13 protein-coding genes and 1 riboswitch are annotated in these 14928 nt (G+C 53.0%); of the genes, 7 read left to right on the plus strand and 6 right to left on the minus strand.

Annotated elements, in window-relative coordinates; genetic code table 11:
• Nucleotides 1-4 precede the first annotated feature (4 nt).
• The 6 genes from AC6CHM_RS16085 (at nt 5) to AC6CHM_RS16110 (ending at nt 6366) form a co-directional block, all read left to right on the plus strand.
• Nucleotides 5-895, plus strand: coding sequence for a LysR substrate-binding domain-containing protein (locus tag AC6CHM_RS16085; RefSeq protein ID WP_498173730.1), 891 nt, complete (start codon nt 5-7; stop codon nt 893-895).
• A gap of 128 nt (nt 896-1023) precedes the next feature.
• Nucleotides 1024-2130 carry an ABC transporter ATP-binding protein gene (locus tag AC6CHM_RS16090; RefSeq protein WP_115055022.1) on the plus strand — a complete coding sequence of 369 codons (1107 nt, stop codon included), beginning with the start codon at nt 1024-1026 and terminating at the stop codon, nt 2128-2130.
• Nucleotides 2131-2174: 44 nt separating this feature from the next.
• Complete coding sequence (locus tag AC6CHM_RS16095; protein ID WP_498173731.1) at nt 2175-3290, plus strand: ABC transporter substrate-binding protein; 1116 nt, start codon at nt 2175-2177, stop codon at nt 3288-3290.
• A 64-nt stretch (nt 3291-3354) separates the two neighbouring features.
• Entirely contained in the window at nt 3355-4182 is an 828-nt protein-coding gene (locus AC6CHM_RS16100; protein WP_115055020.1) for an ABC transporter permease, read from the plus strand.
• 4 nt (nt 4183-4186) lie between these two features.
• Nucleotides 4187-4999, plus strand: a complete 813-nt coding sequence (locus AC6CHM_RS16105) for an ABC transporter permease (RefSeq protein ID WP_498173732.1) — start codon at nt 4187-4189, stop codon at nt 4997-4999.
• The gene (locus tag AC6CHM_RS16110) at nt 4996-6366 is read left to right on the plus strand and encodes an FAD-binding oxidoreductase (protein ID WP_498173733.1); all 1371 of its coding nucleotides are present in this window, start codon (nt 4996-4998) and stop codon (nt 6364-6366) included. Before AC6CHM_RS16105 ends, AC6CHM_RS16110 begins: the two co-directional genes overlap by 4 nt.
• A 121-nt stretch (nt 6367-6487) precedes the next feature.
• Here AC6CHM_RS16110 and AC6CHM_RS16115 read toward each other — a convergent pair whose 3' ends face one another.
• The gene (locus tag AC6CHM_RS16115; RefSeq protein ID WP_498173734.1) at nt 6488-7711 is read right to left on the minus strand and encodes an SGNH/GDSL hydrolase family protein; all 1224 of its coding nucleotides are present in this window, start codon (nt 7709-7711) and stop codon (nt 6488-6490) included.
• Between the two features lie 174 nt (nt 7712-7885).
• Between AC6CHM_RS16115 and hisC the strand changes: the two genes are divergently transcribed.
• Nucleotides 7886-8947 carry a histidinol-phosphate transaminase gene (gene hisC / locus AC6CHM_RS16120; RefSeq protein WP_498173735.1) on the plus strand — a complete coding sequence of 354 codons (1062 nt, stop codon included), beginning with the start codon at nt 7886-7888 and terminating at the stop codon, nt 8945-8947.
• Nucleotides 8948-9073: 126 nt separating this feature from the next.
• Here the strand turns inward: hisC and nrdF are convergent, their stop codons facing one another.
• The 5 genes from nrdF to AC6CHM_RS16145 form a co-directional block, all read right to left on the minus strand.
• The gene (gene nrdF / locus AC6CHM_RS16125) at nt 9074-10063 is read right to left on the minus strand and encodes a class 1b ribonucleoside-diphosphate reductase subunit beta (RefSeq protein ID WP_498173736.1); all 990 of its coding nucleotides are present in this window, start codon (nt 10061-10063) and stop codon (nt 9074-9076) included.
• A gap of 15 nt (nt 10064-10078) precedes the next feature.
• Nucleotides 10079-12232 (minus strand): class 1b ribonucleoside-diphosphate reductase subunit alpha, encoded by a 2154-nt coding sequence (gene nrdE, locus AC6CHM_RS16130; protein ID WP_498173737.1) that lies wholly within the window; start codon nt 12230-12232, stop codon nt 10079-10081.
• Nucleotides 12202-12618, minus strand: a complete 417-nt coding sequence (gene nrdI, locus AC6CHM_RS16135; protein ID WP_498173738.1) for a class Ib ribonucleoside-diphosphate reductase assembly flavoprotein NrdI — start codon at nt 12616-12618, stop codon at nt 12202-12204. The genes nrdE and nrdI overlap by 31 nt, the downstream gene beginning before the upstream one ends.
• Nucleotides 12619-12632: 14 nt before the next feature.
• Nucleotides 12633-12854: a glutaredoxin-like protein NrdH gene (gene nrdH / locus AC6CHM_RS16140; RefSeq protein WP_307277369.1), complete on the minus strand. Its 222-nt coding sequence runs from the start codon at nt 12852-12854 to the stop codon at nt 12633-12635.
• 244 nt (nt 12855-13098) lie between these two features.
• A riboswitch (cobalamin riboswitch) is annotated at nt 13099-13320 on the minus strand.
• Between the two features lie 109 nt (nt 13321-13429).
• On the minus strand, nt 13430-14761 hold the full coding sequence (locus AC6CHM_RS16145; protein ID WP_337353417.1) for an MFS transporter: 1332 nt from the start codon (nt 14759-14761) through the stop codon (nt 13430-13432).
• Nucleotides 14762-14928: the final 167 nt, after the last annotated feature.

The raw sequence follows: 14928 nt of genomic DNA on the forward strand, positions 1-14928 counted from the left end.
TCGCATGAGAATACCCTCAACTCAGGCGCTTCGCGCACTCGAAAGCTTTGCCAGACATGGCAGCGTTTGGCGGTCTGCGGAAGAACTGCACCTGACCAGAAGCGCGGTCAGCCACCAGCTTCGTCTGTTGGAACGCGACCTTGGATTCGAGCTTTTGCAGCGGGATGGCAAGGGTGTTACCCTTACGCCGAGGGGACGAAAATATGCCAATGATGTGCGCAAGGCGCTCATCGTCATCGACGATGCTGGCGGGCGACATAGCCCTGCAAGCACTGGCGGGACATTAACTGTCAGTTGCACGTCCGGCTTTGCATCGCTTTGGCTCTGCACACATATCGCGGAGTTTCAGGAGAAATATCCCGATATCGCCCTGCGGATTGTCACTCCGCGCAAACTTGATGACGTAACTGCGTCGGGCGTTGACCTCTTTATCGCTTTTGGTGATGGCAATTGGCCCAACAGGGCCGTCGATCTGCTTTGCGAGATCGAGTTTACTCCGCTGTGCAGCCCTGTTCTGCTCAACAAATTGGGTGGGCTGGCCGAACCGAAGGATATATTGCGGGCACCCTTGCTGCATCTGGTCGATTTCGAGGATTGGACGCTCTGGCTGGCCTTGGCAAATGTCGACAACCCTGACTCAGAGCGTGGAATTGTGTTTTCCGATATGAACCTTGTGTTTTCGGCAGCGATCACGGCGCAGGGGATTGCAATCGGCGACAAGCTGACATGCCGGAAGGCAATGAGAGGCGGCCAGCTCATTCAGCCGTTCGATCTCGCTATCAAATCACCAAAGTCGTATTTTCTTGTTACCGACTATGCGAGAATGGATCATCCGGCGCAGCTCGCCTTTACTGAATGGCTGAAGTCCCGGCTTTCTCAAACCCGCAACGCCTAAAACGCATCGTGGGATAGATTCGGCGGTGGCGTGAATTATTTTCACGTGTCAGGGTAATATAATTCAATTGTCGTTATTGCAGATTGTGCCTAGGCTTCATTAAAAAGAAGGGGAAAGAGGTTCAATCAATGCCTCAAAGCATGCAGCCGGGCGACGCGAAAGCCGCCGAGATCAAGGCTATATCTATTGGCAAAACATTTGGCGCATTTCATGCGCTCAAAGACCTGTCGCTCGACATCAAGCGCGGCGAATTTTTGACTCTCCTGGGGCCTTCAGGTTCAGGCAAAACCACCTTCCTGATGATACTGGCGGGTTTCCTTGCCCCAACATCTGGCAAACTGGTGATGGACGGCAAAGACATTACCAATATACCCGCTGAAGATCGCTCCTACGGTATGGTTTTTCAGGGATACGCCCTCTTCCCGCATCTGACTGTCGAGCAGAACATCGCTTTCCCGCTCAAGGTACGCCGCCAATCTGCTGCCGATATCAAGCGTAGGGTCGGTGAAATGGTTGAGCGTGTCGGCCTAGTTGGCCATGAGAAGAAGCTGCCAGCCAAACTTTCGGGCGGCCAGCAGCAACGCGTTGCCCTTGCCCGTGCTTTGGCGTTTGAGCCTTCCGTACTGCTGCTGGACGAGCCATTTTCGGCCCTTGACAAAAATTTGCGTGAAATGATGCAGGAAGAAGCCAAGAGGCTGCATCAGGAAACCGGCACAACCTTTGTCTTCGTTACGCATGATCAATCCGAAGCGCTTGCTTTGTCATCCCGCGTTGCCATCTTCAATCATGGCGAACTGCTGCAGGCAGGCAAACCGCAGGAGGTCTATGAGCGACCGGCAAACCGTTTTGTTGCCGAATTCCTTGGCGAGATCAACCTTCTGCCGCTCGATACTGTTCAACTGGATGGTGAGCGTGCCGCAGGCAGATTTGAAGACCAGACGATCACTGTAAATAAATCATCGGCACTTGCAGGCAGGGCAGCGCTTGCGGCTATACGGCCTGAGCACATGGTCATTTCTGTGGAGCACCGGAAAGACAATTGCAACGCCATCACCTGCCGAGTCGAAGGAGCAACATATTTCGGCGCTTCGACCAAGTATCATTTACGAACACGCACCGGAACGAGCCTGGCGGTTTCAATGCCGACAGCGACGACCTCGCCCATAGAACCCAACACGAATGTGTGGGTGTCATGGCCGGAGCATCAGGGCTTTTTGCTGCCGAATGGGAGTTAGGCTGCATTCAGGAATGTGACAACAACAATCCAGAGGGAAACAAAATGGATCACGCATTTCAAAAAGACTGCCTCGAAATACTGGCCAGCAAAGTCGAGCGGGGCGAGATTAGCCGCAGGCGCTTTACGCAGATGGCTGCGATATTTCTGGCGGGTGCACCAGCGCTTCTCCGGTCCACCGGTTCTTATGCTCAGGCCAAGGAGCTTGTGCTGGTCAATTGGGGCGGTGATGCCATGACTGCCTATGACAAGGCCTATGGCCAGCCTTTCACCAAGGAAAGCGGTGTTACCGTCAAGATGGACGGTTCAGGCCCCACGGAAGGAGCGGTCACAGCACAGTTCAAGAGCGGCAAACCGAGCTGGGACCTCCTTGATATCGATCCTTTCTCCGGTATTTCACTCGGCAAGCAGGGAATGCTTGAGCCAATCGATTACGCTATTGTAGACAAGAACAAGATGCGCCCCGGCTTTGGCTGGGACACAGCGGCATCAACCTATTTCTTCTCATACATCATTGCCTATGACTCTTCGAAATTTGGCGATCAGGTACCCACCGGCATGGCAGATTTCTTCGACGTGAAGAAGTTTCCCGGCAAACGCTCCATGTACAAATGGGGTGCGGCCATGTGGGAAGCGGCTTTGATGGCTGATGGGGTTGCACCGGAAAAACTTTACCCGCTTGATCTCAAGCGTGCCCACGACAAGATTGCGGCTTTCAAGGAAAATGTTGTGGCCTATTGGGGCGGCGGCGCAGAAAGCCAGTCCGTTTTGATCGACGGTGAAGCCTCCATGGCATTGATCTGGTCGACGCGCGCGCAGCTTATCGAGCAGGATTCAGGCGGCACGATCAAATTCGTCTGGGATCAGGGCCTGATCTCACCCGGTGCTTTGGCCGTTATGAAAAACAACCCCGGCGGCAAGGACAATGCGATGAAATTCATCGCCAGCGCGCAGACCCCTGAGCGGCAACTTGAAATGTTCAATCTCCTGGGCCAAGGCCCAGCAAATCCGGCAACCGATGCGCTGATACCGGACGAGAAGAAGCGGATAAACTGCGTTGATCCAGCCAACATGGCCAAGCAGGTCCCGCTGGACATGGAATGGTATGCCGAAAATTATGGCAGGGCATTCGACGAATATACAAAAGTCATTTCAGCCTGAGGAAAAATGGCGCGTGATCAATGATCCCGCGCCATTTTCCACACACTGCAACAAGGGACGTTGAATGGGCTCGGCAACCTCCAGAAAATTCCTGCTATTGGGACCATTGCTCCTGTTTCTGGGGCTCGCCTATGTCGTGCCTTTTTTGGGTGTGGTTCGTTGGAGCTTTACCTTGCCCGAGACCGGTTTTGGTCAGTATATAGCCGTGTTTACCGATCCGCTCGTCCAGTCTGTTTTCGTTCGCACACTGCGCATCTGCCTGATTGTAACCGCCGCGTCGCTCATCACAGCTTACGCGATCGCCTATGTCTGGGTGCGCGGCAGCTCAGTCCAACGCGCGCTCGCTGAATTTTGTATTCTTGTGCCCTTCTGGATTTCCGTGCTTACCCGCGCCTTTGGCTGGCTGGCGATGCTGTCCAATCGCGGGCTGATCAATACATGGCTGCAATCGGCCGGTATCATCAGTGAACCGCTTGCACTCGCCCGCAATGAGTTTGGCGTCATTGTCGGTATGACGCATTTCCTCATTCCCTTTGCTGTATTTCCCATCGCATCCGCCATGCGCAGCATCGATGAGCGTGTATTGCTGGCGGCGCGGGGCATGGGCTCATCCAGGAGCCGCACGTTCTGGACAGTTTTCCTGCCTTTGACCTATGGCGGATTGATCGGTGCCGCGCTCATCGTCTTCGTGTTTGCACTTGGGTTTTTCGTCACACCGGCGATCCTCGGCGGCGGTCGAAGCGTTATGGTAGCGGAGCTGGTTTATCTTCGCATCTTCCAGAGCCCTGACTGGGGACTTGGCGCCGCAATTAGCGTGGTACTGGTGCTGTTTATCGCGATTTTGCTGGCACTGCTGCGGCGCTTTATCAAACCCGCGCATATGGTGGGGTAGAGTCATGCAATCCTCACGCCCCGGTCCCGTACTTCTTATTCTTGCTACAGCCGTCGCACTCTTCCTGCTGATGCCGCTTGTCGCAGTGATACCGGTTTCATTCACCCCTGCCCGATTTCTTTCTATGCCATCCGGCAATCTCTCGCTTCGCCATTATCAGGCTCTTCTCGATAATCCGGCCTGGCTCCAGAGCATTCTGCTCAGTCTGCGCATCGGCATTGTGTCGAGCATTTTAGCAACAGCATTGGCGACCATGTTCGGACTTGGAATCTGGATGTTCCAGCCACGTTTTTCAGCCTTGCTGATCGGCTTCGTGCTGTTGCCGCTCATTGTTCCGCCGGTTGTTTCAGCCATGACGCTTTATTTCCTGATGACCACCCTGTCGAGCTTTAACAACTGGATCGGATATGACACCTGGCTCGGCGTTTCCCTCGCCCATGCTGTGATGATAACGCCCTTTGCGGTCGTCCTCATTCTTGTTTCCCTGTTTCAGGTTGACCGGCGCATAGATCTTGCGGCTCGCGGTCTCGGCGCCAATCTGGCCACCCGCGCATTCAAGGTCATCATCCCCAATATCAAATTTGGCATAGCGACTGCGGCGCTTCTTTCCTTTGTCCTTTCCTGGGAGGAAATCGGTGTCACCCTCTTCATTACCAGCGTCAATGCAATCACCCTTCCCCGGCTCATGTGGATGGGTCTGCGCGACAATATTGATCCATCCATTGCCGCAATTTCGGTTCTTCTGATCCTTGTCACTGCCGCCATACTTGCCTTGAGAATTATCATTGACCGGCGCAAGGCTACGGACCCTCAATGATACCCGAAAATATCCTTGCCAAACTTGAACTCATCGTGGGTGCCAGCGGGCTAAAGACCGGAGAAGCCCTCGCCATGATCCATCCGGGTTCCGACGAGCGTAATCTCGATGCCACCATAATGGTGACACCCCGAACCACCGGGGAAGTTTCTGCTGTCCTTCGTTTGTGCAACGAACAGCGGATTGCAGTTATTGCCCATGGCGGGCGGACAGGATTAGTGGGTGGAGCCGTATCCCTGGTTGGACAGATCATCCTCTCTTTATCATCAATGAACACTATCGAAATGGTGTCTGCATCCGCCGGCACAGCAATCGTTCAAGGCGGTGTCACATTGTTTGCGCTACAGGAAGCGGCGGCACATCATCATCTTTCCACAGGCATAGACATTGCATCACGCGGCACTGCCACGATAGGCGGAATGATCTCGACCAATGCCGGCGGCATGGAGGCTTTCCGGCACGGTGTCATGCGCCAGCGCGTACTCGGTCTTGAAGTGGTCCTCCCCGACGGGCGCGTCATGAGCGATATGGCGCAGGTGCCGAAATCAAATGAGGGATATGACCTAAAACAATTATTCATTGGCGCGGAGGGCACGCTCGGCATCGTAACGCGTGCGGTGATTAAACTTGCGCCTCCCGACGCATTGACCGCAACTGCGCTCGTCGCCTGCCAATCGGCGGCTGCCGCGGTTTTACTGTTCCATCAATTGCAGGCGAATCATGATGTGCATTTGCTGCGGGCCGAATTCATGGCGCAGGACTATTTCGTGGTGGCAGTCGATCATCTTGGACCACCCTCGCTCGCTTCTATCGCCCGGGCTCCCATTTACCTGATCATCGAAACTGACGCGGCCGATCAGGCACAGGCGCAATCTGCTCTGGAAAATGCTCTGGCGCTGACCATAGAAGACGGCTTGGTTCTTGATGCAATTCTTGCGCAGAGCGAGAAGGAGCGCCGTGAGATCTGGAACATACGCGAAGACAGCAGTGTCATTGATCGCGTCCACCCGAACGGTCACTGGTTTGATATTTCCGTCCCACTACAGCATCTGGAATCCTGGCTGAAACAATTCCACGAAGGAATTGCGATGCTCGGGCCAAAGGTTCACGGTTTTGCCTTTGGCCATCTGGGAGACGGAAATCTGCATATTGGCGTCGCCGGAATATCCGACAAGAAAGCAGTAAAGTCGCTGATCTATGCTACCTTGCGGGAAATGGGCGGATCGTTTTCTGCGGAACACGGAATTGGACTGGACAAGAAAACGGAGTTGGCGAGGCTTGCTGATCCGGTCAAGCTCGATCTGATGCTTTCGCTCAAATCTCTGCTCGATCCCAACGGCATCATGAATCCGGGCAAGGTGATCTGAACTGTAAACCAGCTCTGCGGAAGTGTCGCGTTTGATACAAGCATACCATTGCTTGTATCAAACGAACCAAAGTGTTTGACGACTCGCCCTCCCGAATCGACCAATCTTTCATTGTTGTTATCTACTGAAACAAATTCAGATCGATGGAGTCGGCCATCGCCTTATAACCTTTCGCGTTTGGATGGAGGTGGTCTCCTTCATCGAATTCCGCCCGAAGCCTTTTCGGGTTTGCCGGATCGCGAACAGCGGCATCGAAGTCGATCACTGCATCGCAACCCTTGCTGGTCCTGATCCAATCATTGACAGCCTGACGCTTTTCTTCACCTTCCGATTTATAGTAGTTGGCGAAAACAGTCCCCTCATAGGGAGTTAGCGTTGCACAATAGGCCTTTGCTCCATGGCCCTTAATTCTACTGACAAGCTGTTTCAGCCCGCCAATAATCTCGTTTGACGTGACACTCTGTTCAGATAGTCCGGCAGAGGTAGAATGGCCGATATCGTTAATGCCTTCCATGATTACGACCCAGCGTAGATTTGGTACAGACAGGACATCCCGGTCGAGACGCGAAAGCGCACTTGGACCAAACATCGCTTCCGGCTGGTCGTGCAGGATTCGGTTACCGCTAATACCGGCATTGACGACGCCGACCTTTGCTCCATCAGCTTTGCCAAGCCGCTCAGCCAGCACGTCGGGCCAGCGCATGTTCGCATCGACCCCGGAACTGTACCCATCTGTGATCGAGTCTCCGAGCGTCACCAGCGTACCGCCCTCTCCGGCCACCTCAACTCTCGAAAGTACAAATCGCATGGTAGAGGTTTTTGCATCTGGCAGTACAGACGCTTCCGTACTGTCACCCGTCTCAGATAGATAAGCTGTGTGCTCACCAAGCGGATGGACGACTGAAGGTCCTGTCCAGCGTGAGAGAAACAGGCTGACCGCCAGTGTATCAAACGGCGCAACACTGACGTCCACGGGATCAGAAATTGCAGGGGCACCAGCCGGTATGGTTATTGAGCTCTCTCCGCCAAAGGTCAATGCTTTACTGCTGGCAGGATCAATTGACCCTTGTGCATTGCCAGGGCGCGCCACACGCGCCGCTCCTATGACGAGCGGCTGCGTACCAGTTTCATTGGAAAACCGGAACCGGACTTTGGAACCGCCAGCGCTCATCCGAATATATTGCCGTATTGTCGAGTTATTCAATTCTGGCCCAACAGGAAAGGCGGGACTGGCACCCCAGCTCCCTTGCCAACTCTCTTGCGCCTGAACGGCCTGAATGGATGCGGAACCCGCAATCAGACAAATAGCAAGCAGCAATAGATCTGCCTTCATGAGACGTCTCATTTTTCTCTCCCTGGGTTTACGTTGGATTATCGGAAGCTGTTCAAAACAGACTAGAGGAAGTTTTGACAAAAACAATTGCAACACCCAAGTGGGGTGGGTCATAAGTTTAGGCTAGCGCATAAGCTTGATTTTGCTATGGAAGAGTACAAGTAATTTTTCAGCGCTGGATGTTTTATGAGCCGTTTCTGGAGCCAGATTGTTCACGAGTTGTCCCCCTATGTAGCAGGAGAGCAGCCCAAATTAGGCAATCTGATTAAACTCAACACCAATGAAAATCCATATGGGCCATCACCGCTTGTGTTGAGGGCGATTGCTGCGGAAACGACAGATTCACTTCGCCTTTATCCCGATCCCACGGCGCTGCAATTGCGGGCAACAATTGCCAGAAGTTACGGTCTTGACGAAAGCAATGTTTTCGTCGGCAATGGCTCCGATGAAGTGCTGGCACATACTTTTCAAGCTTTGTTGAAGCACGATGCACCGTTGCTGTTTCCGGATATTACCTACAGCTTCTATCCTACCTATTGCCGTCTTTACGGAATTGATTTCGACGAAATCGCACTCGATGACATAATGTCAGTTCGCACATCCGATTACCGGCGAAATTGCGGTGCCATTATTTTACCAAACCCAAATGCGCCGACCGGTACAGCACTTCCACTATCGGAAATTGAAAAACTCCTCATCGAGCATCCTGATCAGGTGGTCGTCATCGACGAAGCCTACGTCGATTTTGGCGCTGAAAGCGCTATTCCTCTCGTCGGGAACTACCCAAACTTGCTGGTTGTCCAAACTTTGTCAAAATCGCGCGGACTGGCGGGGCTTCGCGTTGGATTTGCTGTTGGAGAGTCTTCCCTTATTGAAGCGTTAAATCGCGTTAAAGACAGCTTCAACTCCTATCCGCTGGATCGACTGGCCATCGTCGGCGCTATCGCCGCCTGGCAGGATACAGTTTGGTTTGAAGAAAGCCGCAATAAAATTATGGCGACACGCAACAGATTGGCTTTGTCCATGCGCGGCCTTGGCTTTGAAGTCCTGCCCTCCTCGGCAAATTTTCTGTTTGTCCATCACCCTGCCTGCTCTGCAAAGGAAATTTTTGCACAACTCAGAACAAAGGCCATTCTTGTAAGGCACCTGCCCGGCGAGAGGACAAACGACTATTTACGCATCAGCATAGGCACAGATTCCGAATGCGCAAAGCTGATTTCCGCATTGCAAACGATACTGGACAGCTAGGCTGATCAATGCAGAGATGGCCGAAACTAAACGCTATAACTAATTGTTTTGGATTGATTTTTCTGCAAATTACGATCCTCCAGTTTAAGTCGCTCATCATCTACTTTAACTAAAAAGCCTAACCGATCAGAAATCCCAGTCCTCATCTTCCGTGGCGATCGCTTTGCCTATGACATAGGAAGAGCCGGAACCCGAAAAAAAGTCATGGTTTTCATCAGCATTCGGGGATAGCGCTGAAAGAATTGCCGGGTTGACCTTGCAGGCTTCCGCAGGAAAGAGAGCCTCATAGCCGAGGTTCATCAGTGCTTTATTGGCATTATAATGAAGGAATTTCTTCACGTCCTCGGTCAGGCCGACACCATCATAGAGTGTCTCGGTGTATTTTGCCTCATTGTCGTAGAGTTCAAGCAGAAGATCGAAAGCGAAATCCTTGATTTCCGAACGGCGCTCCTCACCAAGACGTTCCAGTGCGCGTTGAAACTTATATCCGATGTAATAGCCATGCACAGCTTCATCCCGGATGATGAGGCGGATCATGTCGGCAGTATTGGTCAGCTTGGCGCGGCTCGACCAGAACATCGGTAGATAGAAGCCGGAATAAAACAGGAAGCTCTCCAGGAACACGCTGGCAATCTTGCGCTTGAGAGGATCGGGATTGCGGTAATGTTCGAGGATCAGCGCGGACTTCCTCTGCAAATGCTCATTTTCCTCGGACCAGCGATAGGCATCATCAACGTCAGGTGTCGAGCACAATGTGGAGAAAATGGACGAGTAGGAACGGGCATGCACGGCCTCCATGAAGGAGATGTTGGAATAGATTGCTTCCTCATGGGGAGTGATCGAATCTTCCATGAGTTTTGGCGCGCCAATGCTGGTCTGGATTGTATCGAGCAGGGTCAGCCCCGTGAACACGCGAATGGTAAGCTGCTGTTCCTCGGGTTTGAGTGCAGCCCAGGACGGAATATCATTCGATAGCGGCACCTTCTCCGGCAGCCAGAAATTTCCGGTAAGCCTGTTCCAGACCTCAAGGTCCTTGTCATCCTCAAGGCGGTTCCAGTTGATGGCGCGAACGGCTGCCGGAAGCTTTACAGCTTTATTCTTGATTTGAATGTTCATTGTTTCCCCGGAAAATCAAAGCGTGCAGGATACGCAGCCCTGCACTTCCGTGCCGGACAGAGCCATTTGACGAAGACGGATATAGTAGATTGTCTTGATGCCTTTCTTCCAGGCATAGATCTGCGCCTTGTTGATATCGCGCGTGGTCGCGGTATCGCGGAAGAAGAGCGTCAGCGACAAGCCCTGATCGACATGCTGCGTTGCTGCAGCATAGGTATCGATGATCTTTTCCGGGCCAATCTCATAGGCGTCCTGATAGTAATCAAGATTATCATTGGTCAGAAACGCGGCCGGGTAGTAGACGCGGCCGATCTTGCCCTCCTTGCGGATTTCGATCTTCGACACGATCGGATGGATCGAGGAGGTTGAGTGATTGATGTAGGAAATGGAGCCCGTGGGCGGCACAGCCTGCAGGTTTTGATTGTAAAGGCCGGAGGTCATCACCGCCTGCTTCAGCGCCAGCCAATCTTCCTGTGTGGGAATTGCAGTGCCCGCGGCTTCGAATAACTCTCTTACGCGCTCGGTTGCTGGCAGCCATTCCAGCTCGGTGTACTTGTCGAAATACTCACCGGAAGCATATTTCGAGTTATCGAAGCCCTTGAAGCTTTGGCCGCGTTCAACCGCTAGGCGATTGGATGCGCGAACGGCGTGATAGGTCACGGTGTAGAAATAGATATTGGTGAAATCGATACCTTCGTCAGAGCCGTAATAAATGCGTTCACGGGCCAGGTAACCATGCAGATTCATCTGCCCAAGGCCGATGGCATGGCTGTCATCATTACCCTTTTCGATAGAAGGCACCGACGAGATATGGCTCATGTCCGAGACGGCGCTCAGCGCCCTGATGGCCGTTTCGATGGTTTTGCCAAAATCCATTGAATCCATTGCGGCGGCAATATTCAGCGAGCCGAGATTACAGGAGATATCCTTGCCCATGTGGCTATAGGACAGATCGGCATTGTATTCGCTCGCCTCGCTGACCTGAAGGATTTCCGAGCACAGATTGCTCATGGTGATGCGCCCTGCAATCGGGTTGGCGCGGTTCACTGTGTCCTCGAACATGATGTAGGGATAGCCGCTTTCGAACTGGATTTCGGCCAAGACCTGAAAGAAGTCGCGAGCCTTGATTTTCTTTTTGCGGATACGCGAATCTGCGACCATTTCACGGTACTTTTCTGTCACCGAAATTTCCGTAAAGGCCACGCCGTAGACCCGCTCTACGTCATAGGGAGAGAACAGATACATATCCTCATTGTTCTTCGCCAATTCGAAAGTAATATCCGGTACGACAACGCCGAGCGACAGCGTCTTGATACGGATTTTCTCATCCGCATTTTCGCGCTTGGTATCGAGGAAACGCATTATGTCGGGATGATGTGCGTTCAGATAGACCGCACCTGCCCCCTGTCTTGCACCAAGCTGGTTGGCATAGGAAAAACTATCCTCCAAAAGCTTCATGACTGGAATGATGCCGGATGACTGATTTTCAATCTGCTTTATCGGCGCGCCCGCTTCACGGATATTGGTGAGCGACAATGCAACGCCGCCCCCGCGTTTGGAGAGCTGCAGGGCCGAGTTGATACCCCTCGCGATTGATTCCATATTGTCTTCAATTCGGAGCAGAAAGCAGGACACCAGCTCGCCGCGCTGTTTCTTTCCAGCATTGAGAAAGGTGGGAGTTGCAGGCTGGAAACGCCCGGAAATGATCTCGTCAACCATATCCCGCGCCAAGGTTTCATTTCCTTGCGCCAGCGTCAGCGCCACCATGCAGATGCGGTCCTCGTAACGCTCAAGATAGCGTTTTCCGTCAAAGGTCTTCAGCGTGTAGCTGGTGTAATATTTGAATGCGCCAAGAAATGTTGGAAACCTGAATTTCTTCGCATAGGCATGGTCAAACAGATCGCGCATGAAATTGAAGGAATATTGATCAAGCACCGCGCGCTCATAATAGCCTTCGGTTACCAGGTAATCGAGCTTCTCGCGCAAATTGTGAAAGAACACCGTATTCTGGTTCACATGCTGCAGAAAATACTGCTTCGCCGCCATACGATCCTGATCGAACTGGATCTTGCCCTCCTCATCATAAAGGTTCAGCATCGCGTTCAGCGCGTGGTAATCCAGCACTGGTTCGTTGGCTTTCACTGGTCGTTCGAGCGTGAGCGTGTCCAAAATCGTTCCAATCCATGTTTGACGTTTACGACATCCTGCTCCGTGCCGATCAGCTCGAACCTGTAAAGGTAAGGCACCTGGCATTTGGCAGAGATGATGTCGCCGGCAATCCCGAAGGTCGCTCCGAAGTTACTGTTACCCGCGGAAATCACGCCGCGGAGATTTAAACGGTTTTCCGCCTGGTTGAGGAAGCGGATCACCTGTTTTGGAACGGCACCCTTGCCGCCATCGCCGCTATATGTTGGCACGATCAAAATATAAGGTGCGTTGATCTTCAGCTCCTCACGAGAGCCGATTGGTATCCGTTGTGAGGTGAAGCCCACCAGCTTGGAAACAAAACGGTGGGTATTCTCCGACCTGCTCGAAAAATAGACGATCCCACTCATGACACCCATCCCTGTCAGGCAAGGGTGCTAATCATATCCGGGCGGAAACCGGCCCAGTGTTTTTCGCCGGCGACAACCACAGGTACCTGGCGGTAGCCAAGACTTTGAACAAGTTCGAGAGCATCCTGATCGTTGGAAATATCAATAACGTCATACTCCATACCCTGCCGGTCAAGAGCTCGGGTCGTAGCGGTGCACTGGACACAGGCCGGCTTGCTGTAAACGACAATATTCATGACTTCCTCATTTGATTTTGGTCGTGAGAACATGGTCTGGCAGCTCTGAGTGCTGCCAGCTAGTTTGGTTTAGAACTGTATGACTTACTCAAGTGCCGCCCGATTTACGGCGGGTCGCCCACAATCAATACGCTGGATAGGTTTCTCATGCACTTCACCCTGTAGCTCGCTCGTGGAGGGGCAGGGAAGCGTTTTACACGGAAAATCCCCGTGCATTGGCGCGACCGCTCCGGCACCCCGCCGGTGGACTCATCAGATCAAGGCAGGTCTCCTGGCTCGCAGATCAACGCACTTATTCTTGCCTTCCCGGTGCCTAGAGCCCCAGTGACAGTATCGAACACGTGCTAGCCGCTTACAGTTGCGGGGGCAGCTCCGGCATCACAGTACCTAAAGGCACCACTCACCGTATTCCCGTCTTAGCTTCCCACTCTCACGAATCGGAAGAACCTTGAACACTATATATAGTAGTGGATGTTAAAAATCCGTCAACAGCTAGATCAAACCAAAATTGAAACTATGCACAGCTGCCAATCAATTTGGCGCTGCGCACGAAAATGGAATGAGTGAGGAAGGGACTACACGTCCTGATTGTCGGTCTGACGATTCAAGCTGAGGGCTATAAGCGTGCACACAGCACCGGAGAGCAGATAGCCGCCCGCAGCTATCAGGCCGAAATGGCTGGATAGCAGCAGCGCGACCAGCGGTGCGAAACCCGCCCCGAACAACCATGCCATATCGCTGGTCAATGCCGAGCCGGTATAGCGGAACTTCTTTGAGAACCGCGAGGCCACTGAGCCGGATGACTGGCCGAAGGACAGACCAAGCAAAATAAATCCGAGAATCATGAAGATCAGTTCGCCGATGTCGCCGCCATCAAGCAATTGAGGAGCAAATCCACTGAACACGGCAATGGCTATGGCGGTGCCGCCCAGCAGATTCCGGCGTCCGACGCGGTCGGCAATCGTGCCCGACGCAAACACGGTAATGACGCCCACAGCCGCTCCGAATGCTTCAATCAAAAGAAAGCGGGCCGGGCCCTGATCCGTAAACAGGAAGACCCAAGACAGTGGAAATACCGTTACCATATGAAAGAGCGCAAAACTCGCAAGCGGTGCAAAAGCACCAATGACCACGTGGCGACCTTCATGCTGTAATGTGTTGGCCACCGTCGTTGGCTGCAGTTCTCTGCTTTCATATAATTTTGCATATTGCGGCGTAACAACCATTCGCAACCGTGCAAACAGCGCCACCACATTAATAGCGAAAGCAACGAAAAACGGATAGCGCCAGCCCCAGCCCAGGAAGTCTTCTGCGGAAAGATTGGCAACGAAAAATGCGAACAGCCCGGCCGCAACCATAAGCCCCAAGGGAGCACCGAGTTGCGGTATCATCGCATACCAGCCACGGCGTTGCTTAGGTGCATTGAGCGCCAGAAGCGATGCTAGGCCATCCCACTCACCGCCCAGCGCAAGCCCCTGTCCTATCCGGAACAGTGCCAAAAGCGCTGCAGATGCCCAACCGACCTGGGCATAACCGGGTAGGAACGCCACCGCAACGGTCGAGCTACCAAGCAGGAACAGGGCAATCGTCAATTTTACGCCACGGCCATAAGTGCGATCGATCTGCATGAAGATAACCGTGCCGATCGGCCGCGCAAGAAAGGCCAGCGCAAAAATACCGAACGAATAGATCGTACCCGTCAGAGCATCAACATAGGGGAACACCAGTTTCGGAAAGACCAGCACAGAGGCAATAGCATAGACGAAGAAGTCAAAGAATTCGGACGTTCTGCCGATAATCACGCCGATGGCAATCTCGCCAACGTTAACGTCGTCATGTCGCGAGTGAAGGCGCGTTGCGTCCTGCTCAAGCGTTGTCGAAGATGCCGCTCCTGTTTTCGCGCTCATTGCCCGGTGCGCTCCTCGATCAAATATTGAAACCGTTCAGGTCTGCTCGTTTGCGGTCACTGCTAGCGTATCCTTTATCATTGTGACACACTACGGGAGGATTGGGCAAATTGTCCAATGTCGCTCTGACTATGGTGCAGCTAGTGATGGCGCAACTAGGCGCTGTT

The sequence above is a fragment of the Phyllobacterium sp. GQ127 genome (assembly GCF_059758635.1).

Excerpts from the sequence above, each read along its gene's own strand:
- AC6CHM_RS16085 (WP_498173730.1), top strand. The coding sequence starts at position 5 with ATGAGAATACCCTCAACTCAGGCGCTTCGCGCACTCGAAAGCTTTGCC.
- AC6CHM_RS16090 (WP_115055022.1), top strand. The coding sequence starts at position 1,024 with ATGCCTCAAAGCATGCAGCCGGGCGACGCGAAAGCCGCCGAGATCAAG.
- AC6CHM_RS16095 (WP_498173731.1), top strand. The coding sequence starts at position 2,175 with ATGGATCACGCATTTCAAAAAGACTGCCTCGAAATACTGGCCAGCAAA.
- AC6CHM_RS16100 (WP_115055020.1), top strand. The coding sequence starts at position 3,355 with ATGGGCTCGGCAACCTCCAGAAAATTCCTGCTATTGGGACCATTGCTC.
- AC6CHM_RS16105 (WP_498173732.1), top strand. The coding sequence starts at position 4,187 with ATGCAATCCTCACGCCCCGGTCCCGTACTTCTTATTCTTGCTACAGCC.
- AC6CHM_RS16110 (WP_498173733.1), top strand. The coding sequence starts at position 4,996 with ATGATACCCGAAAATATCCTTGCCAAACTTGAACTCATCGTGGGTGCC.
- AC6CHM_RS16115 (WP_498173734.1), bottom strand. The coding sequence starts at position 7,711 with ATGAGACGTCTCATGAAGGCAGATCTATTGCTGCTTGCTATTTGTCTG.
- hisC (WP_498173735.1), top strand. The coding sequence starts at position 7,886 with ATGAGCCGTTTCTGGAGCCAGATTGTTCACGAGTTGTCCCCCTATGTA.
- nrdF (WP_498173736.1), bottom strand. The coding sequence starts at position 10,063 with ATGAACATTCAAATCAAGAATAAAGCTGTAAAGCTTCCGGCAGCCGTT.
- nrdI (WP_498173738.1), bottom strand. The coding sequence starts at position 12,618 with ATGAGTGGGATCGTCTATTTTTCGAGCAGGTCGGAGAATACCCACCGT.
- nrdH (WP_307277369.1), bottom strand. The coding sequence starts at position 12,854 with ATGAATATTGTCGTTTACAGCAAGCCGGCCTGTGTCCAGTGCACCGCT.
- AC6CHM_RS16145 (WP_337353417.1), bottom strand. The coding sequence starts at position 14,761 with ATGAGCGCGAAAACAGGAGCGGCATCTTCGACAACGCTTGAGCAGGAC.